This window comes from Lentzea sp. HUAS TT2, assembly GCF_051853195.1.
In the GTDB taxonomy this organism is placed as follows: Bacteria; Actinomycetota; Actinomycetes; order Mycobacteriales; family Pseudonocardiaceae; genus Lentzea.
In genome coordinates, this window is sequence record NZ_CP196667.1 from 3,427,337 (window position 1) to 3,446,246 (window position 18,910).

18 protein-coding genes are annotated in these 18,910 nt (G+C 67.9%); 14 read left to right on the forward strand and 4 right to left on the reverse strand.

Going from position 1 to position 18,910, the window contains the following annotated elements; all coding sequences use genetic code 11:
• The first annotated feature begins 94 nt into the window (after positions 1-94).
• The 8 genes from ACSHWB_RS17300 (at position 95) to ACSHWB_RS17335 (ending at position 8,623) form a co-directional block, all read left to right on the forward strand.
• On the forward strand, positions 95-694 hold the full coding sequence (locus ACSHWB_RS17300) for an urease subunit gamma (protein WP_439663042.1): 600 nt from the start codon (positions 95-97) through the stop codon (positions 692-694).
• Entirely contained in the window at positions 691-2,373 is a 1,683-nt protein-coding gene (locus ACSHWB_RS17305) for an urease subunit alpha (RefSeq protein WP_439663043.1), read from the forward strand. The genes ACSHWB_RS17300 and ACSHWB_RS17305 overlap by 4 nt, the downstream gene beginning before the upstream one ends.
• Entirely contained in the window at positions 2,370-2,981 is a 612-nt protein-coding gene (locus ACSHWB_RS17310; RefSeq protein WP_439664617.1) for an urease accessory protein UreF, read from the forward strand. The genes ACSHWB_RS17305 and ACSHWB_RS17310 overlap by 4 nt, the downstream gene beginning before the upstream one ends.
• On the forward strand, positions 2,971-3,606 hold the full coding sequence (gene ureG / locus ACSHWB_RS17315; protein ID WP_322789017.1) for an urease accessory protein UreG: 636 nt from the start codon (positions 2,971-2,973) through the stop codon (positions 3,604-3,606). Before ACSHWB_RS17310 ends, ureG begins: the two co-directional genes overlap by 11 nt.
• Entirely contained in the window at positions 3,603-4,304 is a 702-nt protein-coding gene (locus tag ACSHWB_RS17320; protein WP_439663044.1) for an urease accessory protein UreD, read from the forward strand. The genes ureG and ACSHWB_RS17320 overlap by 4 nt, the downstream gene beginning before the upstream one ends.
• 156 nt (positions 4,305-4,460) lie before the next feature.
• Positions 4,461-5,117, forward strand: a complete 657-nt coding sequence (gene pdxH, locus ACSHWB_RS17325) for a pyridoxamine 5'-phosphate oxidase (protein WP_319975758.1) — start codon at positions 4,461-4,463, stop codon at positions 5,115-5,117.
• A gap of 249 nt (positions 5,118-5,366) precedes the next feature.
• A complete protein-coding gene (gene asnB, locus ACSHWB_RS17330; protein WP_439663045.1) occupies positions 5,367-7,301 on the forward strand; it encodes an asparagine synthase (glutamine-hydrolyzing) in 1,935 nt (644 codons plus the stop codon).
• Between the two features lie 59 nt (positions 7,302-7,360).
• Complete coding sequence (locus ACSHWB_RS17335) at positions 7,361-8,623, forward strand: MFS transporter (protein WP_439663046.1); 1,263 nt, start codon at positions 7,361-7,363, stop codon at positions 8,621-8,623.
• Here ACSHWB_RS17335 and ACSHWB_RS17340 read toward each other — a convergent pair.
• Positions 8,607-9,401: a hypothetical protein gene (locus tag ACSHWB_RS17340; RefSeq protein WP_439663047.1), complete on the reverse strand. Its 795-nt coding sequence runs from the start codon at positions 9,399-9,401 to the stop codon at positions 8,607-8,609. The genes ACSHWB_RS17335 and ACSHWB_RS17340 overlap by 17 nt on opposite strands.
• An 80-nt stretch (positions 9,402-9,481) precedes the next feature.
• On the opposite strand from ACSHWB_RS17340, the gene ACSHWB_RS17345 reads away from it, so the two are divergent.
• The gene (locus ACSHWB_RS17345; RefSeq protein ID WP_439663048.1) at positions 9,482-10,876 is read left to right on the forward strand and encodes an APC family permease; all 1,395 of its coding nucleotides are present in this window, start codon (positions 9,482-9,484) and stop codon (positions 10,874-10,876) included.
• A 4-nt stretch (positions 10,877-10,880) separates the two neighbouring features.
• On the opposite strand, the gene ACSHWB_RS17350 is transcribed toward ACSHWB_RS17345, so the two are convergent.
• On the reverse strand, positions 10,881-11,597 hold the full coding sequence (locus ACSHWB_RS17350) for an AAA family ATPase (RefSeq protein ID WP_439663049.1): 717 nt from the start codon (positions 11,595-11,597) through the stop codon (positions 10,881-10,883).
• Positions 11,594-12,370, reverse strand: a complete 777-nt coding sequence (locus ACSHWB_RS17355; RefSeq protein ID WP_439663050.1) for an MBL fold metallo-hydrolase — start codon at positions 12,368-12,370, stop codon at positions 11,594-11,596. The genes ACSHWB_RS17350 and ACSHWB_RS17355 overlap by 4 nt, the downstream gene beginning before the upstream one ends.
• 38 nt (positions 12,371-12,408) lie before the next feature.
• Between ACSHWB_RS17355 and ACSHWB_RS17360 the strand changes: the two genes are divergently transcribed.
• Entirely contained in the window at positions 12,409-13,299 is an 891-nt protein-coding gene (locus ACSHWB_RS17360; protein WP_439663051.1) for an aldose 1-epimerase family protein, read from the forward strand.
• Positions 13,300-13,368: 69 nt separating this feature from the next.
• A complete protein-coding gene (locus ACSHWB_RS17365) occupies positions 13,369-14,580 on the forward strand; it encodes an amidohydrolase (protein ID WP_439663052.1) in 1,212 nt (403 codons plus the stop codon).
• Here ACSHWB_RS17365 and ACSHWB_RS17370 read toward each other — a convergent pair.
• Positions 14,577-15,716 (reverse strand): acyl-CoA dehydrogenase family protein, encoded by a 1,140-nt coding sequence (locus tag ACSHWB_RS17370; protein ID WP_439663053.1) that lies wholly within the window; start codon positions 15,714-15,716, stop codon positions 14,577-14,579. The two genes, ACSHWB_RS17365 and ACSHWB_RS17370, sit on opposite strands and share 4 nt — an antisense overlap.
• 82 nt (positions 15,717-15,798) lie before the next feature.
• On the opposite strand from ACSHWB_RS17370, the gene ACSHWB_RS17375 reads away from it, so the two are divergent.
• The 3 genes from ACSHWB_RS17375 (at position 15,799) to ACSHWB_RS17385 (ending at position 18,867) form a co-directional block, all read left to right on the forward strand.
• Positions 15,799-16,389 carry a TetR/AcrR family transcriptional regulator gene (locus tag ACSHWB_RS17375; RefSeq protein ID WP_439663054.1) on the forward strand — a complete coding sequence of 197 codons (591 nt, stop codon included), beginning with the start codon at positions 15,799-15,801 and terminating at the stop codon, positions 16,387-16,389.
• A gap of 5 nt (positions 16,390-16,394) precedes the next feature.
• On the forward strand, positions 16,395-17,327 hold the full coding sequence (locus tag ACSHWB_RS17380; RefSeq protein ID WP_439663055.1) for a carbohydrate kinase family protein: 933 nt from the start codon (positions 16,395-16,397) through the stop codon (positions 17,325-17,327).
• Positions 17,328-17,553: 226 nt separating this feature from the next.
• Positions 17,554-18,867, forward strand: a complete 1,314-nt coding sequence (locus tag ACSHWB_RS17385) for a citrate synthase (RefSeq protein ID WP_090065417.1) — start codon at positions 17,554-17,556, stop codon at positions 18,865-18,867.
• The last annotated feature ends 43 nt before the right edge of the window (positions 18,868-18,910 follow it).

Consider the following 18,910-nt stretch of genomic DNA (forward strand, 5'->3'; position numbering starts at 1 on the left):
GACCCCGGCTGTCAACCGGTCGGTGGACACGCGACCGTGTTTCAGCCGTGTTTCCACTCCTCGATAGGCCGCTTTCGCGTGTTAGAACAGCCGGGTGCATCTGACGCCGCATGAACGGGACAAGCTCCTCGTGCACGTCGCCGCTGACGTGGCGCGGCGGAGGCTCGAACGCGGGGTGCTGCTCAACTACCCCGAGGCCGTCGCGCTGATCACCGACCACGTGCTGGAAGGCGCGCGGGACGGCCGCACGGTCAGCGAGCTCATGGAGAGCGGCCGCACGGTGCTCGCACCGGAGCAGGTCATGCGGGGCGTGCCGGAGATGATCGACTCGGTGCAGGCGGAGGCGACCTTCCCGGACGGCACGAAGCTCGTCACCGTGCACCACCCCATCGCGCCCTCCGCGGGGCCGGCTCCGGGCGAGGTGATCGTCGGTTCCGAGCCCGTCGAGCTCAACCCAGGACGGCCGCGCGTGACGATGGTCGTCGTGAACGTCGCCGACCGGCCCGTCCAGGTCGGCTCGCACTTCCACTTCGCCTCGGTGAACACGGGGCTGTCGTTCGACCGCGAGGCCGCGTTCGGCTACCGGCTCGACATCCCGGCGGGCACCGCGGTGCGGTTCGAGCCGGGCGTCGAGCGCGAGGTCACGCTGGTTCCGCTGGCGGGCTTGAGGATCGTCAGGGGGCTGCAGCGATGATCGACCGCGAGCGTTATGCCGAGCTGCTCGGGCCGACGGTCGGCGACCGGATCCGGCTCGCAGACACCGACCTGTTCATCGAGGTCACGGAGGACCTGGCGCGCGGCGCCGGCTCCGGCGACGAGGTGATCTTCGGCGGCGGCAAGGTGATCCGCGAGTCGATGGGCCAGGGCGTCGCGACCCGTGCCGAGGGTGCTCCCGACCTGGTCATCACGGGTGCGGTGATCCTCGACCACTGGGGTGTCGTCAAGGCCGACGTCGGCGTGCGGGACGGCCGGATCGTCGCGATCGGCAAGGCCGGCAACCCGGACACGATGGACGGCGTGCACCCGGCGCTGGTGATCGGCCCGTCGACGGAGATCCTCTCCGGCAACGGCAAGATCCTGACCGCGGGCGGCATCGACTGCCACGTCCACTTCATCTGCCCGCAGATCGTGGACGAGGCGCTGGCGTCCGGGCTGACGACGCTGATCGGCGGCGGCACCGGCCCTGCGGAGGGCACGAAGGCCACCACGGTCACGCCCGGCGCCTGGTACCTCGACCGCATGCTGACGTCGATGGACCACATGCCGATCAACGTCCTGTTGCTGGGCAAGGGGAACACGGTCTCGGTCGAGGGCCTGCGCGAGCAGCTCGTGGGCGGTGCCGGTGGTTTCAAGCTGCACGAGGACTGGGGCACGACGCCCGCCGCGATCGACGCCTGCCTGCGGGTGGCCGACGAGTCGGGTGTGCAGGTCGCGATCCACACGGACACGTTGAACGAGGCCGGGTTCCTGGAGTCCACTGTGGACGCCATCGGTGGCCGGTCGATCAACGCCTACCACTCGGAAGGCGCCGGTGGCGGGCACGCGCCGGACATCATCCGCGTGGTGTCCCTGCCGAACGTGCTGCCGTCGTCGACGAACCCGACGCGCCCGCACACCGTCAACACGCTCGAAGAACACCTCGACATGCTGATGGTCTGCCACCACCTCAACCCGTCCGTGCCGGAGGACCTCGCGTTCGCCGAGTCGCGGATCAGGCCGACCACGATCGCGGCCGAGGACGTGCTGCACGACATGGGCGCGATCTCGATGATCTCGTCGGACTCGCAGGCGATGGGCCGCGTCGGTGAGGTGATCATCCGGACCTGGCAGACCGCGCACGTCATGTCGTCGCGTCGTTCCATGGACTCGAACCTGCGGGCTCAGCGGTACGTCGCCAAGTACACGATCAACCCCGCTGTGGCGCACGGGATCGCGTCCGAGGTCGGGTCGGTCGAGGTCGGCAAGCTCGCCGACCTGGTGCTGTGGGAGCCGAAGTTCTTCGGCGTGCGGCCCTCGGTCGTGCTGAAGGGCGGGTTCATCGCGTGGGGCGCCATGGGTGACGCGAACGCCTCGATCCCGACGCCGCAACCGGTGTGGGCGCGGCCGATGTTCGGTGCCACGGCCGGTGCGGCGTCCTCGGTGTTCTTCGTCGCGCCTTCGGCGATCGAGGCCGGTGTCGGCGATCGGTACGCCCGGCGGGTGCTACCGGTGGAGTCGACGCGGTCGGTGACCAAGACCGACATGGTGCTCAACGACGCGATGCCGGACGTGCGGGTCGATCCCGACAGCTTCGCCGTGCACATCGACGGTGAGCTGGTCGAGCCCTCGCCGGTCGCCGAGTTGCCGATGGCCCAACGGTATTTCCTGTTCTGATGCTGACCGCGCTGATCCTCGCCGACTCCCGGTTCCCCGGTGGCGGCCACGTGCACTCCGGCGGGCTGGAGGAGGCCGCCGCGCGCGGGCTGGTCGTCGACGAGCCCTCGCTGCGGTCGTTCCTGCACGGGCGGCTGCTCGGCGCCGGACTGCTGGCGGCAGGGTTCGCCGCCGCGGCGGCTCGCGGTGAGGACCTCGACCTGCTGGACGCGGAACTCGACGCCCGCACGCCTTCGCCTGCCCAGCGTGCCGCTTCGCGGGCGCAGGGGCGGGGGATGCTGCGAGCCGCTCGCCGGGCCTGGCCTTCCGCCCGGCTGGACGCGTTGCCGCGCGACCCGCACCAGCCGTTGGTGATCGGGGTGCTGGTCGACGAGCCCTACGAGGCCGCTTTGACCTGCGCTTATCTCGCGGTGAGCGGGCCGGCGTCGGCGGCGGTGCGGTTGCTGGGGCTGGATCCGTTCGGGGTCAACGCGATCGTGGCCTCGCTCGCGGTGGAAGACGTTGCTTCGCGGGCGTGCAAGGAACTGCCCGCGCTGGGTTCGCCTGCCTTGGATCTGCTGGCCGAGGCACATGTTCGACGTGAAGGGGTGCGTCTCTTTGGGAGCTAACCACGGGCCCGACCCGCATGATCACCACCACGGGGCCGCGCCACGCATCGGCATCGGCGGGCCGGTGGGCAGCGGCAAGACCGCGCTGACCGCCGCTCTGTGCCGCGCCCTGGGCTCCCAGTTGGAGCTCGCGGTCGTCACGAACGACATCTACACGACCGAGGACGCGGATTTCCTGCGTCGCGCCGGCGTGCTGGACCCGTCGCGCATCGAGGCGGTGCAGACCGGCTGCTGCCCGCACACCGCGATCCGCGACGACATCACCGCGAACCTGGACGCCGTCGAGCGGCTGGAGCACCGGCACTCGTCGCTGGACCTGGTGATCATCGAGAGCGGCGGCGACAACCTGACCGCGGTGTTCTCTCGCGGGCTGGTCGACGCGCAGATCTTCGTCGTGGACGTGGCCGGCGGCGACAAGGTGCCGCGCAAGGGCGGTCCCGGCGTCACCACCGCGGACCTGCTGGTCATCAACAAGATCGACCTCGCGCCGTACGTGGGCGCGGACATGGACGTGATGATCTCCGACGCGCACCGGATGCGCGGGGAACTGCCCGTCATCGCGCAGTCGCTGGTCGAGACGCCGGACGCGCCCGAGGTCGCCAAGTGGGTGCTGGCCCAGCTGTGAAGGCGTCGGCTCGGCTCGTGGTCACATTGGACTCGCACGGCAACAGCGTCGTGCGAGTCCTGCGGTCGATGACACCGTTGACATTGGTGCCGCACCGGCGCGTGGGCCCGGTTGCGTTGGTGCACCTGGTTTCCTCGGTGACGGCACCGCTGGGCGGCGATTCGTTGTCCCTGACCGTCGAAGTCGGTCCTGGAGCCTCGCTCGAGCTTCGAGGTGTTGCGGCTACTTTGTTGCTGCCGGGTTCGTCCGGCGCGGAGTCTTCGTCCGTAGTGCGGTTCCTGGTCGAGGGCACCGTCTCCTACCTGCCGGAACCGACCGTCGTGACGAGCCGTGCCCGCCACACTTCCGTGGTGGAGGCCGAATTGGACGGTCACGCACAGTTGCGAACCCGGGAGGTCCTGGTACTCGGCCGCGCCGGCGAGAAGCCGGGCACGTTGTCGACGTCGGTGCGCGCAACCCGTTGTGGCAAGCCGTTGTTGCACCAACAACTGGTCGTCGGCGACGCCCTGACCGACGCGTCGTCCGCGGGCCTGGCGGGCAAGCGGGTCGTCGGCACCGATCTGGTCCTGGACGCGGTGGAGCGCGACACGGACGGCGGTGAGTGGTGGAGCGTCGTTCCGTTGGCAGCAGGCGGAACCCTTGCCACCGCACTGGGTGATGACGTGGTCACTGTCACACGTGCGCTCGACGCCATCTGACTCGATCACGGACTCGATCCAGAACTGTTCTTTGCACGGACAGTCACCGTTCAGGTGGTGGTCATCACCGCGCAGGCGGTTTCGGGATCCGTTCGCCGTGCGTATGGTCGCGGGTCCAGGGACCACGAGTTCTGCCCGCCGCTTGGAGGTTCGCCGATGACGGAGACCACGAACATCGCACTGCCGGCGATGCGCGTGTCCTACGAGCAGGGCTCGCTCAGCGAGTCGGAGCTTGCCGCCACCTGGCACGAACAGCTCCAGCTGTGGCTGGACGACGCGACCAACGCCGGGTTGGCCGAGCCCAACGCGATGGTGCTCGCGACCACCGACGTGAAGGGCCGGCCTTCGTCGCGGACCGTGCTGGCCAAGGGACTGGATTCCCGTGGTCTGGTGTTCTTCACCAACTACACGTCGAACAAGTCGCACGACCTGATGGCCACGCGGTACGCGTCGGCGACTTTCCCGTGGTTCGCGATGCAGCGGCAGGCCCACGTGCGTGGGGTTGTGGAGAAGGTCGGGCCGGTGGAGACCGCCGAGTACTGGAACTCGCGGCCCCGAGGCTCCCAGATCGGGGCTTGGGCCTCGCCTCAGTCGCGTGTGGTGACCGGGCGGTCCACTTTGGATTCCGCTCTGCACAAGATCGAGCGGCAGTTCGCCGACACCGAGAAGATCCCTGTGCCCCCGCACTGGGGTGGGTGGCGGATTCGGCCCGAAGAGGTCGAGTTCTGGCAGGGGCGGCGGGATCGGATGCACGACCGGCTGCGGTTCCGGGACGGCCGGGACGGGTGGAGCTTGGAGCGGGTCGCTCCGTAGGGGTTGGCTTGGCTTCGCTGTGGGGCGCTTCCTGTGGGCGGGAGGCGCCCCTTTGCTGTGTTCGGACGGCTGGCCTGCGGCATCGCGGTTGGGTTGCGCTCCCATGACCGTGGAGTAAGGACCGCACGCCTTCGGCCTCGCGCTGAACCTGAGTGGTGACTCAGGCGTCCTTCGGGTGGCGGGAATGTCCGAAGTTCGCTTCGGCATACTGGGATTTCAGCAACAGCGAACGACGAGGTGCGATTTCACGTGTGCGGAGTGCTCGGACTCATCTGTTCCACCGAAGCCACCGCGGCGTCCGCGCGCGCCTCTGTGGCTGCCGCACTGCGCTGCCAGCGGCACCGCGGGCCCGACGAGCAGGACACCTGGGCTGACAAAGAGGTCGTCTACGGGTTCAACCGGCTCGGGTTCATCGACCTCGAGCACTCCCACCAGCCGCTGGTGTGGGGCCCGCCGGAGAACCCGACGCGGTACACGCTGAACTTCAACGGCGAGATCTACAACTACAAGGAGCTCCGCGCGGAGCTCATGCGGAAGTTCGGCGCGCAGTTCAAGACGAAGGGCGACGGAGAGGCCATCGTCGCTGGTTACCACTACCTCGGGGCCGACTGGGTCAAGATGTTGCGCGGCATGTTCGCGTTCATGATCTGGGACGCGCAGGAGCGGGTGGTCTTCGGTGCGCGGGACCCGTTCGGGATCAAGCCGTTGTACTGGGCCACCGGGCCCGGTGGGGTGGGGTTCTCGTCCGAGAAGAAGAGCCTGCTGCAGCTGACGGGTGTGCTGGGGATCAGTCAGGAGCTGGACCAGACGGCGTTGCAGCACTACCTGGTGTTGCAGTACGTGCCTGAGCCCGAGTCGCTGCACAAGGCGATCCGGCGGGTCGAGTCCGGGACGTCCTTCAAGGTGTCGCCGGGTGGGCAGGTGCTGTTCAACCGGTACTTCAAGCCCGTGTTCTCGCCTCGGCCGGTCAACGGGGAGCACGAGGCCGAGGCGCTGTACGAGCGCATTGCCGACGTGATGCGTGACTCGGTGTCCAAGCACATGATCTCCGACCCGGACGTCACGGTCGGTGCGTTCCTGTCGGGCGGTATCGACTCCACGGCCACGGCGACGCTGGCCAAGCAGCACAACCCGAACCTCATCGCGTTCACCAGCGGGTTCGACCGTCAGGGGTACTCGGAGGTGGACGTTGCGGCGGAGACCGCGGCGGCCATCGGGGTGCGGCACGTGGTGAGGACCGTGTCCGCCGACGAGATGATGGAGGAGCTGCCGCTCATCCTCTGGTACCTCGACGACCCGGTGGCGGACCCGGCGCTGGTGCCGTTGTACTTCATCGCCAAGGAAGCGCGTAAGTACGTCAAGGCCGTGCTCTCCGGTGAGGGTGCGGACGAGCTGTTCGGCGGGTACGTGATCTATCACGAGCCGTTGTCGTTGGCGCCCTTCGAGAAGGTGCCCGGCGGCGTGCGGAAGTTGATGGGCGCCGTGTCGAAGTCCATTCCGGAGGGTGTGCGCGGCAAGGACCTGTTGCGGCGCGGGGCGCTTCGGTTGGAGGAGCGGTACTACGGCAACGCGCGCAACTTCAGTGATGCGCAGGTGCGCGCGGTGTTCCCCGGGTACGTCGAGGGGATCGGCTTCAAGGACGTCACGGCGCCCTGGTACCGCGAGTCGGAGGACTGGGACCCGGTCGCGCGCATGCAGCACATCGACCTCTACACGTGGTTGCGCGGCGACATCCTGGTCAAGGCCGACAAGGTGACCATGGCGAACTCCATCGAGCTGCGCGTGCCGTTCCTCGACCCCGAGGTGTTCCGGGTCGCGGCCGAGGTGCCGCTCGACCAGAAGCTCACCGAGGGCACGACCAAGTACGCGCTGCGCAAGGCGTTGGCGAAGATCATTCCGGCGCACGTGCTCAACCGGCCCAAGCTCGGGTTCCCGGTGCCGATCCGGCACTGGCTGCGGGCCGAGATGTACGACTGGGCGCGCGGGATCATCAACGACTCGCAGACCGGCCACCTGCTCGACAAGAACGCGGTGCTGGACCTGCTCGCCGAGCACAAGTCCGAGCAGTTCGACCGCAGCCGGCAGCTGTGGAGCGTGCTGTGCTTCATGATCTGGCACGGGATCTTCGTCGAGGGCCGGATCAGCCCGAAGGTGCCCGAGCCGGTCTACCCGGTGCGTCTCTGACGAGTGGTCTTGGCGACACATCCACGTGAAGCACTTGTTAGTTGCCATAGGCTAACCAAGTGGCCACTGTGGGGAGAAGCGCGCGCTCGACGTTCGTGATCGACACTCGTCCGTTGAAGATCGTCGCGTATCGCCGGTTGTGGCTCTCCACGATCGTGACGGCGGTGGGCTCCCAGCTCACCGCCGTTGCCGTGCCCAAGCAGGTCTACGACCTCACCGGTTCGTCAGCGTGGGTCGGTATCGCCGCTGGTGTCGCGCTTGTGCCGCTGCTCGTGTTCGGGCTTTGGGGCGGTGCGATCGCGGACACGGTCGACCGGCGCAAGCTGCTGCTCGTCACGAACATCGGCATCGCCGTCTCGTCGGTGCTGTTGTGGGCGCAGGCGGCGATGAACATCGGCTCGGTGTGGCTGGTGATCGCGTTGCTGGGCCTGCAGCAGGTGTTCTTCGCGGCCAACGCGCCTGCCCGTTCCGCCTCGATCGCCAGGTTGGTGCCTGCCGAGCTGTTGCCGTCGGCCGGTGCGCTCGGGTCGACGGTCATGCAGTTCGGTGCGGTGCTCGGGCCGTTGCTCGCGGGCGCGTTCATGCCGATCGTCGGGCTGTCGACGTTGTACCTGGTGGACGCGATCGCGCTCGTCGTGACGGTCTACGCGGTGTGGAAGCTGCCCCCGATGCCGCCGCTGGACGGGGTCGTGCGGCGCGCCGGGCTGCGCGACGTGCTGGCCGGCTTCACGTACCTGTGGGCGCAGAAGGTGCTGATGGCGAGCATGTTGCTCGACATCATCGCGATGGTGTTCGGCATGCCGCGGGCGCTCTTCCCGGAGATGGCCCAGCACACGTTCGGCGACCCGGCCGGTGGTGGGTTCGCGCTCGGCGTGCTGTTCGCGGCGATCCCCGTCGGCGCGGTGATCTGCGGGCTCACGTCCGGGTGGATCTCGAACGTCAGCCGCCACGGTGTCGCGCTGACGCTCGCCGTCGTCGGGTGGGGCCTCGCGATCATGGGCTTCGGTCTCGCCGGGTCGATCTGGGTCGCGGCGGGGTTCCTGGCGCTGGCCGGCGCGGCGGACATGGTGTCGATGGCGTTCCGCGGCGCGATCCTGCAGTCGGCCGCGACCGACGAGATGCGCGGACGGATGCAGGGCGTCTTCATCGTGGTCGTCGCGGGTGGGCCGCGGATCGCGGACCTGTTGCACGGCACGGGTGGCGCGGCGTTCGGCACGGCCGCGGCGGTGTCGGTCGGTGGCCTGCTGGTGGTCGTGGCGAGCGTGGCCATGGTGGCGGCGCTGCCGGCGATCTGGCGCTACCGGTTCAACTCCGAGGGCTGATCTCTGCCGGGTTCGGCTCGGTGATCGTCACGTCGGAGCCCCAGTCGGTGAAGCGTGCCTCGTCGACGATCTGGCCGCCCTGGAACGCCGTGACGAACGTGATGCGCACCGGCAGGCCGTTCTCGTCCAGCTCGATCTCCCCGGTGGAGCCTGCGACCTTCTGGTCGAGCGCGAGCTTGACCTCGGCGCGCAGGCCCTCGTCCTTGAGCGTGTCGTAGGCCTTCTGGTAGTCGACGCCGATCGAGTAGCGCGTGTGGCCGTTGATCTGCGCGGTCAGCTTCAGCTCGCCGCCCGCCTCCATCACCGGCAGGTGGTACGTCGTGAACGCGGCCTGCTGGTAGACGACGTCGTGGAAGCCGAGCACGGTCGTGGTGAAGTCGTCGTCGACCTTGCGGTCCAGCTTCACCCACGGCTTGTCGGCCGGCAGGCCGAAGACGGTGGCGGGCAGCTTCACGAACGCGGTGTCCTTGCTGGTCGAGACCAGCCGGAGCTCGACGGGTTCGCCGTCGGTCTGCACGGGACGGGTGGTGGTCGCGTCCATGCTCGGGACCTCGCCGCCCAGCCGGATCGAGCCGCGCGACGGAGCCCGCACGCCGCCTCCCGTGGCCGGGGGCGTGACCGAGAAGCGGTAGGAGCCCTTCTCGGTGATCGAGCTGGTCACCGCGGCCAGCAGGCTCTTCACGTCGCGGTGCTGGGAGGCGTTCTCGGCGGGCGTCGGGGACGAGCAGGCGGTCAGCGTCACGGCAGCGACGATCGCGAGTGTGAGTCGAACTCCCATGCGGGAATTGTTACACCAATTGGGTGAGGTGGGCGTCCGTTCGTGCTGGTGGCCAGGCACAACGGGCACAATCTTCGGGCATGGCTGAAGCGACTCCACAAACGGAGCAACCAGAGCTACATCGGGCGATCGGCCCGAAGCTGCTGCTGTTCTTCGTCGTCGGCGACATCCTCGGTACCGGCATCTACGCCCTCACCGGCAACGTGGCAGGCAAGATCGGCGGCGCGCTCTGGCTGCCCTTCCTGCTCGCGTTCGTGGTGGCGTTCCTGACCGCGTTCAGCTACCTCGAACTGGTCGGCAAATATCCCAGAGCCGCCGGTGCCGCGCTGTACACGAACAAGGCGTTCGGGATCCACTTCCTGACGTTCATGGTCGCGTTCGCGGTCATGTGCTCCGGCATCACGTCGGCGTCGTCGGCGGCGCTCGCGTTCGGCCGCACGTACCTGCGGCAGCTGCTGGTGGAGTTCTTCGACGTCGCGCTCAGCCCGGAGTCGCTCGCGATCACCGGTATCGCGATCGTCTTCATCGCGGCGCTGGCGATCATCAACTTCCGCGGCGTGTCCGAGTCGGTCAAGGCCAACGTGGTGCTGACCTGCATCGAGCTGTCCGGTCTGGTGATCATCATCCTGATCGGCGTCTGGGCGGTCATCAACGGCGACGGCGACCCCGGCAGGCTCACCGACATCCACGTCCCGTCCGGCAGCAACGTCATGCTCGCGGTCACCTCGGCCACGGCACTCGCGTTCTTCGCGATGGTCGGCTTCGAGGACTCGGTGAACATGGCGGAGGAGTGCCGCAACCCGGTCAAGATCTTCCCGCGCGCGATGTTGTGGGGCATGGGCATCGCGGCCCTGATCTACGTGCTCGTCGCGATCACGTCGTCGCTGCTGATCCCGTCCGACGAACTCGCGAAGGCCGGCAGCAGCGCGTTGCTGAAGGTCGTCACGGTCGGCGCGCCCGGCTTCCCGCTGTGGATCTTCGCGCTGATCGGTCTGCTGGCCGTCATCAACTCGGCCCTGATCAACATGCTGATGGCGTCGAGGTTGTTGTACGGCATGGCGAACGAGAAGATCATCCCGAAGTTCTTCGGCGCCGTGCACCCGTTCCGCCGCACGCCGTGGATCTCGATCGTCTTCACGACCGGCGTGGCGGTGATCCTGGTGTCGACGGCGGACATCGGGAAGCTCGGCGGCACGACGTCGTTGCTGCTGCTGGTCGTCTTCACCATCGTCAACATCGCGTGCCTGGTGCTGCGCAGGGAACCGTCCGAGCACAAGCACTTCCGCGCGCCCACGTGGGCGCCGGTGCTCGGCGCGCTCACGTGTGCGTACCTCGCGATCCCGTGGACGTCCGGTCGTCCGATGGACGACTACAAGATCGCGGGCTGGCTGCTGCTGGCCGGTCTGGTGCTCTGGGGCATCAACCGCGTGCTGCACGGCAAGGTGGAGACCCACCCGGAGAACCTCGGCAAGTGAGCCGCTAGTCCAGCAGGTGCTTCAGGAACCGGTCCGGTTCGCTCAGGAAGTTGCGGGTGAGCCGGACCGGTTCCGCTGTGTCGTAGTCGACCTCGTCGATCGTGTCGGTGATCTCGAGGATCGTGGCGTTGGGGGCCGCGAGGAGGATCGGCGAGTGGGTGGCGATGATGAACTGCGAACCCTCTTCTACTAGCTCGTGCATGCGCCTCAGGACCGTCAGACAGCCTTTGACCGACAGCGCGGCCTCCGGTTCGTCCAGCACGTAGAGGCCCTTGCTGCCGAACCGGTGGTTCATCAGGTCGATGAAGCTCTCGCCGTGGGAGCGTTCGTGCAGCGACTTTCCGCCGTACGAGGCGTGGATGCCCGCGCCGATGCGGTCGATCTCGGTGGCGACGTTGTAGAACGACTCCGCCCTGAGGAAGAAGCCTGTTCTCGGTTTCCTGGTGCCCCAGCTCAGGATCAGGTACTCGCTCAGGGACGACTCGGTGGCCTTGGTCGCGAAGTTGAACGACTGGGTGCCGCCCTCGGCGTTGAAGCCCGCCGTCACCGCGATCGCCTCGATCAGCGTGGACTTGCCCGCGCCGTTGTCGCCCGTGAGGAAGGTGATCGGGGTCCTCAGGTGCAGCGGGTGCTTGATCAGGTGCTGCACCGCCGGGAGCGTGAACGGGTAGCGGTGGGTGTCGCTGGCCTTGTCGAGGCGGATCTGGTGGATGAACGTCACGCGAGCCGGGCCAGTTCTACCGGGTCGTGGGCGCAGAAGACCTCGGCCTCACCGGACTTCTTGAGCTCCTGCAGGCGTTCCACATTGGACAGTCGCTGCGCGCGGATCGTCTCGGTCTGCTTGGCGGTGAGCTTGAGCGCGAAGATGTTGCTCGGCGGGGTCTCGACCTCGCCGCGGTAGAAGTACGCGTCGCCGGCGTGCAGCAGCCAGCCGGTGCCGGACTTGACGGCGATGCCCGTGTGGCCGCGGGTGTGGCCGATCAGCGGCACCATGAGGATGTCGTCCGGCAGTCCGGGGATGTTCTTGACGGCCTCGAACCCGAACCAGTCCTCGCCCTCGGCCTTGTGCGTCTCGAACGTGACGCCCTCGCGCTGGGCCTTCGGGTACCGGGCGCGTTCCTTGGTGCCCTTCGGGTTCTTGGCGGCTTCCAGCTCGGTGTCCAGCACGTGGACGGTGGCCTTCGGGAAGTCGCGCAGCCCGCCCGCGTGGTCCATGTCGAGGTGCGTCAGCAGGATGTGCCGCACGTCGTCGGCCGTGTAACCGCGCCGCTCGACCTGGCTGATCGCCGTCTCGGTGATGTCGAGGGCGGGGTTGAGCAGCTTGCGGCTCAGGCCGTCGATGGTCGCCTTCGGGTTGCTCACCTCGTTCGTGCCGAAGCCCGTGTCGACGAGCACGAGGCCCTGGCCGGTCTCGATCAGGAGGCAGTGGGCCACCAGCCCGCCCGCCACCAGGGGAGGCCGCATCGTGGCGCAGTTGAGGTGATGAACCTTCATGGGCAAATCCTTCCACTGGCCCCGTAGGCTTCAGCCTCATGTTGGGGATCTCGTACGAGGGTGCCACCGCAGTGATCACGACTGTAGGCGCGGGCCTGCGGTCCTTCGAGGTGGACGGCGTTCCGTACGTGGAGACGTTCGGGGCCGACGAGAAGCCGCCGATGAGTGCCGGGGCCGTGCTGGTGCCGTGGCCCAACCGGACTGCCGGGGCGGTGTGGGAGCTGGGCGGGGTTCGGCAGCAGCTGGAGGTCACCGAGCCCGCCCGCGGGAACGCGATTCACGGGCTGCTGCGTCGTCGGCCGTGGACAGTGCTGGAGCACACCGGGTCGTTGGTCTCGTTGCGGGCTTTGATCGAGCCCCAGGCCGGGTGGCCGGCTGCTTTGGACGTCACGGTGTCCTATGCGTTGGACGATCGCGGGTTGACGGTCACGCACGGGGTCACGAACGTGGGGGACGTTGCCACGCCGTTCGGTGTTGGTACGCATCCCTATCCCCGGGCCGGGAATGCCTCTACCGATTCGTGCACTTTGACGCTGGCCGCCACGACCGTGCTGCCGTTGGACGTGGAGCGGATGGTGCCGGTCGGGGAGGCCGTGTCCGTCGAGGGGACCAAGTTCGACTTCCGGGGCGGGCGGGAGTTGGCCGGGGTTCATCTGGACACGCCGTTCGGCGGGTGTGAGACCTCCGCGGACGGGCTGGTCCACCATTCGCTGGTGTCGGCTGATGGTGTCGGCGTCGAGGTGTGGGCGGATCCGGCGTTTCGGTGGGTCCAGGTCTACACGCCCGACTCCTATCCGGACCGTGGACGTGCGGTGGCCATCGAGCCGATGACCTGTCCGCCGAACGCGTTGAATTCCGGGGTGGATTTGATCTGGGTTTCGCCTGGTGAGTCCTGGGGTGCTCGGTGGGGGATCCAGCCGCTTCTGTGAGTTATCGGTCGCCGGCCGGGTAGGGCTCACCGTTGCCGACCACTGCGGCAACCGTTAGCGTCGCTAACCATGAACATCGCGATCACCGGGGGCTACGTCGTTCCCGTCGACGGGGAGCCTGTCGAAGGCGGCACTGTTCTCATCCAGGACGGGAAGATCGTCGCGGTCGGTGCCGACGTCGACATCCCCGACGGGGTCGAGGTCGTCGACGCCGACGGGGCCTGGGTGTTGCCCGGCTTCGTCGAGGCCCACGGGCACATCGGCGTCCACGAGGAGGCCGCGGGGTGGGCCGGGCAGGACACCAACGAGATGACCGATCCTGTCGGCGCTCGGATGCGGGCGCTCGACGCGATCAACCCCGCCGACCTCGGGTTCGGTGACGCGCTCAGCGGCGGCGTCACGACCGCGGTGATCAAGCCCGGCTCCGGCAACCCCATCGGCGGGCAGACCGTCGCGGTGAAGTGCTGGGGGCGGACCGTTGACGAGATGCTCGTCAAGGAACCGGTCAGCGTGAAGAGCGCGCTCGGTGAGAACCCGAAGCGGGTCTACGGGGACAAGGGCAAGCTGCCGTCCACCCGGCAGGGCGTCGCGGCGGTCATCAGGGACGAGCTGACCAGGGCGCAGGACTACCTGGCCAAGAAGGCCGAGGCCGAGGCCGACGGAAAGGCCTTCGACCGCAACACCACGCTGGAGATCCTGGGCAAGGTCCTCACCGGTGAGTTGCCGTGGTGCCAGCACGCGCACCGGGCCGACGACATCGCCACGGCGATCCGGTTGTCGGAGGAGTTCGGGTACCGGCTGATCCTCAACCACGGCACCGAGGGGCATCTGATCGCGGACGTCATCGCGGACAAGCAGATCCCGGTGATCATCGGACCGCTGTTCACCTCGCGGTCCAAAGTGGAGCTTCGGCACCGGGGGCTGCGGAATCCAGGGATCCTGGCGCGTGCCGGCGTGGAGCTGGCGATCACGACCGACCACCCCGTCGTGCCGATCAACTTCCTGGTGCACCAGGCCACGCTGGCGGTGAAGGAAGGGCTGGACAGCGACGTCGCGCTGCAGTCGATCACCACCAACCCGGCCCGGATCATGGGGCTGGACGACCGGGTGGGGTCGCTCAAGCCCGGGCTGGACGGCGACGTGGTGATCTGGTCGGGAGACCCGCTCGACGTGATGAGCCGGGCGCTGCACGTTTTCGTTCAGGGGCGTGAGGTCTACACGTGGGACGAGGCCAAGGGTGAAGGGGTCGTGGCCGACCCCTTCTACCGCGAGAGCGTTTAGCGCAGGCCCCTGCCGATCACGAGGCGCTGGATCTGGTTGGTGCCCTCGAAGATCTGCAGGACCTTGGCTTCCCGCATGTAGCGCTCCACCGGGAAGTCGCGCGTGTAGCCCGCGCCGCCGAGCACCTGCACGGCGTCGGTCGTCACCCTCATCGCCGCGTCCGTGGCGATCAGCTTGGCGATCGACGCCTGCTGGCGGAACGGGAGGCCACGGTCCCGGCGGCGGGCCGCGGAGATGTAGGTGGCTCGGGCCGATTCGACGGCTGCGGCCATGTCCGCCAGCAGGAACTCGAGGCCCTGGAACTCGATGATCGGGCGGCCGAACTGGGTCCGGGTCTTGGCGTAGGCGACTGCTTCGTCGAGGGCCGCCTGGGCCAGACCCACGGCGCAGGCGGCGATGCCCAGGCGGCCCGAGTCCAAAGCGGACAGTGCGATCTTGAGACCGTCGCCCTCGTTGCCGATCAGGCGGTCCGTGGCGAAGCGGACGTCGTCGAACTGGAGCTGCGCGGTGATGGAGCCGGTCAGGCCCATCTTGCGTTCCGGGGTGGCCGCGGTGATGCCAGGGGCCTCACCAGGGGCGAGGAAGCAGGAGATGCCTCGGCCCGCGTCCGGGGACGTGCGGGCCATCAGGGTGTAGAAGTCGGCGGCGCCGGCGTGGGTGATCCACGCCTTGGTGCCGTTCACGACGTACTCGGAGCCCTTGCGGACGGCCCTGGTCGACATCGCCGCCGGGTCGGAGCCCGCCTGGACCTCGGAGAGGGCGTAGCCGCCCAGCAGTTCGCCCTCGAGCATCTCCGGGAGCCAGCGGTCCTGCTGTTCCCTCGTGCCGAAGGTGGCCAGTCCGTAGCAGGACATGACGTGCACGGAGAGGCCCACGGCGACCGTCATCCACGCCGAGGCGACCTCTTCGAGCGCCTGCAGGTAGACCTCGTAGGGCTGCTCGCCGCCGCCGAACTCCTCCGGGTACGGCAGGCCCAGCAGGCCCGACCTGCCCAGCAGGCGGAACGCGTCGCGGGGGAACTTCTCGTTCTCCTCGGCGTCGGCCGCGTGGGGCTTGAGCTCGTCCCGCGCGATCTCCCTGACCAGCGCGATCAGGTCCTCGGCCTCTTGGGTGGGGAGCAACCGCTCGGCGGGCATCGTCGACCTCCGGTGTGTACTGGTAGCTGTACTCTAGGACGTTGTGCAGTACAGCGGCCAGTGAATGTGGCAGGGTCGTCACATGACGCGGGCTCTCACGCAGCGGCAGGCCGAGCTGCTCACCCGGTTGGAGGCGTTGTTCCTCACCGAGGGCTTCGGTCATCTCACCCTGGATGACATCGCCGGCCGGCTGCACTGCTCGAAATCGACGCTGTACGCGCTCGCCGGCAGCAAGGAACAGCTGGCGGTCCGGGTCGTCGGGCGGTACTTCAAGGGGGCAGCCGAGCGCATCGAGAAGCGCATCGCGGGCCTCAACGACGTGCGCAAACGCATTGGCAGCTATCTCGCGGGCGCTGCGGAGGAGCTGAACAAGGCGTCGGCGGCGTTCATCGCGGATGTGTCGGACTTCCCGCCCACGCGTGCCACGTACGAACGCAACGCGCGCGCTGCGGCCGAGCGCATCAAGGCGTTCATTCAGGACGGTGTCGAGCGGCACGTGTTCCGCGAGGTGCACGCCACGTTGTTCGCCGAGATGGCAGGACTGCTCATCGAGGGCATCCAGACGGGTGTCCTCACAAAGCGGGCAGGCGTTTCGGACGCAGAGGCGTTCACTGCTCTGGGTGAGTTGTTGTTGGATGGCCTGCAGAGGACCGGAGCCTCCCAGAAGGAGTAGAGCGCGTGATCGTGGTTGCTGGTGAGGCACTCGTTGACATGGTGCCGGTGGGGGACGACGAGCTCACGCCGCTCGCGCCGAAGCTCGGTGGCGGGCCGTACAACGTGGCCGTCGCGCTCGGGCGGCTCGACGTGCCGACGGGCTTCCTGTCGCGGGTGTCGACCGACCACTTCGGTGAGCAGCTGATCAAGCGGCTGCACGCGTCGAAGGTGGAGACGTCTCTGGTCCAACGTGGACAGGAGAACACCACGCTCGCCGTCGTCGGGCTCGCTGACGACGGGTCGGCGCGCTACTCGTTCTACGTCGAGGGCACCGCCGACCGGCTGGTCGAGGACCCCGGTCCGCTGCCCGCCGGGACGAAGGCCGTGTCGTTCGGCACGTTGTCGTTGGTGCTGGAGCCCGGCGCCTCGGTCTACGAGACGGTGCTGCGGCGCGAGAGCAAGCGCTTGCTCACGGCGCTCGACCCCAACATCCGGGCGGGCCTGATCCACGATCCGGGCGCCTACCGCGCGCGGTTCCGGTCGTGGCTGCCGGACGTCGGGCTGGTGAAGGCGTCCGTCGAGGACGCTCAGTGGCTCGCCGAGGACGGCGACGTGATCGAGATCGCAAGGACGTGGATTTCACAGGGACCCGCCGCCGTCGTCCTGACGAAAGGTGGCGAGGGTCTGTCAGTGATCACCGCCACGGGACAGGTCGACGTGCCACCCGTGAAGGTGGACGTGGTCGACACGATCGGGGCGGGCGACACCGTGCAAGGTGCCCTGCTCGCGTGGTTGCACGACCACGACGCGTTGTCCGTGGAGAAGATCCGCGGACTGTCCACGCATGAATGGACATCCGCATTGACGTATGCCGGTGCGGCCGCCGCGATCACATGTTCCCGTGCGGGTGCCGAACCGCCCTTTGCGAGCGAACTCACCGCCGCGTTGGGTGGATAAAACGGAGGATCGGACTACCGTGGGGTAGCCGCGCTGGAAACTGGCATTACGGATGTGATGCCTGTCCCATCTCTCAGAATCGGTTCACACCGCTGCTGCGAGGCGGGCCTTCCGCCGACTAGCGTGAGTGAACTTGAAGACTCAGATCCCAACGGGGTGGTCCGAGACGACGGCTGGGCCCAGCGTGGCCTGCCGCCACCCCGTCCGAGCGTTGAGAGGGACTTGAATGCCCGACGCGACGACTGCGCCGACCGACCCACAGACCGTCGCGCTGCGCCACGGGGACGCAGAGCTCGAGATGAAGGTGGTGCGGGCGTCCGAAGGCGCGTCCGGCATCGATCTCGGCAAGCTGCTGTCGACGACCGGTCTGGTAACCCTGGACACCGGCTTCGTCAACACGGCCTCCTGCTCCTCCGAGATCACCTACATCGACGGTGACGCCGGAATTCTGCGTTACCGCGGGTACCCGATCGAGCAGTTGGCCGCGCGCTCGAACTTCGCTGAGGTCAGCTACCTCCTGATCTACGGTGAGCTCCCGACCGCCGCGCAGCTCGAAGACTTCACGTCCAAGATCAGCAGGCACACCCTGCTGCACGAGGACCTCAAGCGCTTCTTCGACGGCTTCCCGCGCGACGCGCACCCGATGCCGGTGCTGTCGTCCGCGGTCTCCGCGCTGTCGACCTTCTACCAGGACTCGCTGTCGCCGTTCGACGCGAACCAGGTGGAGATCTCCACGATCCGCCTTCTCGCCAAGCTGCCGACCATCGCGGCCTACGCGTACAAGAAGTCGGTCGGCCAGCCGTTCCTCTACCCGGACAACTCCCTTGGCCTGGTGGAGAACTTCCTGCGGATGACCTTCGGGTTCCCGGCGGAGGCCTACGACCTCGACCCGGACCTGGTCCGTGCGCTCGACCTGCTCTTCATCCTGCACGCCGACCACGAGCAGAACTGCTCCACGTCGACCGTGCGCCTGGTCGGCTCCTCCGAGGCGAACCTCTTCGCCTCCATCTCCGCGGGCATCAACGCCCTGTTCGGCCCGCTGCACGGCGGCGCGAACAGCGCGGTGCTGGAGATGCTGGAGAAGATCAAGAACGACGGCGGCGACGTCCAGTCGTTCGTGAACAAGGTGAAGAACAAGGAGGACGGCGTCCGCCTGATGGGCTTCGGCCACCGGGTCTACAAGAACTACGACCCGCGCGCCGCGATCATCAAGAAGACGGCCGACGAGATCCTCGGCAAGCTCGGCGCCGACGACCAGCTGCTCGACATCGCGAAGCAGCTCGAAGAAGCCGCACTGAGCGACGACTACTTCATCTCCCGCAAGCTCTACCCGAACGTGGACTTCTACACGGGTCTGATCTACCGGGCGATGGGCTTCCCGACCAAGTTCTTCACCGTGCTGTTCGCGCTCGGCCGGCTCCCCGGCTGGATCGCGCACTGGCGCGAGATGATCAACGACCCGGCCACGAAGATCGGCCGCCCGCGGCAGATCTACACCGGCCCGACGGAGCGCGACTTCATCGCGATGGAAAACCGCTGATCACGGGCTAGTACTTCTCGTAGGCTGAAGGCGCGTCACCCGC

Coding starts and splice junctions, on each gene's coding strand:
- ACSHWB_RS17360 (WP_439663051.1), top strand. CDS start 12,409: ATGTTGGGGATCTCGTACGAGGGTGCCACCGCAGTGATCACGACTGTA.
- ACSHWB_RS17340 (WP_439663047.1), bottom strand. CDS start 9,401: ATGGGAGTTCGACTCACACTCGCGATCGTCGCTGCCGTGACGCTGACC.
- ACSHWB_RS17365 (WP_439663052.1), top strand. CDS start 13,369: ATGAACATCGCGATCACCGGGGGCTACGTCGTTCCCGTCGACGGGGAG.
- pdxH (WP_319975758.1), top strand. CDS start 4,461: ATGACGGAGACCACGAACATCGCACTGCCGGCGATGCGCGTGTCCTAC.
- ACSHWB_RS17370 (WP_439663053.1), bottom strand. CDS start 15,716: ATGCCCGCCGAGCGGTTGCTCCCCACCCAAGAGGCCGAGGACCTGATC.
- ACSHWB_RS17375 (WP_439663054.1), top strand. CDS start 15,799: ATGACGCGGGCTCTCACGCAGCGGCAGGCCGAGCTGCTCACCCGGTTG.
- ACSHWB_RS17305 (WP_439663043.1), top strand. CDS start 691: ATGATCGACCGCGAGCGTTATGCCGAGCTGCTCGGGCCGACGGTCGGC.
- ACSHWB_RS17385 (WP_090065417.1), top strand. CDS start 17,554: ATGCCCGACGCGACGACTGCGCCGACCGACCCACAGACCGTCGCGCTG.
- ACSHWB_RS17355 (WP_439663050.1), bottom strand. CDS start 12,370: ATGAAGGTTCATCACCTCAACTGCGCCACGATGCGGCCTCCCCTGGTG.
- ACSHWB_RS17345 (WP_439663048.1), top strand. CDS start 9,482: ATGGCTGAAGCGACTCCACAAACGGAGCAACCAGAGCTACATCGGGCG.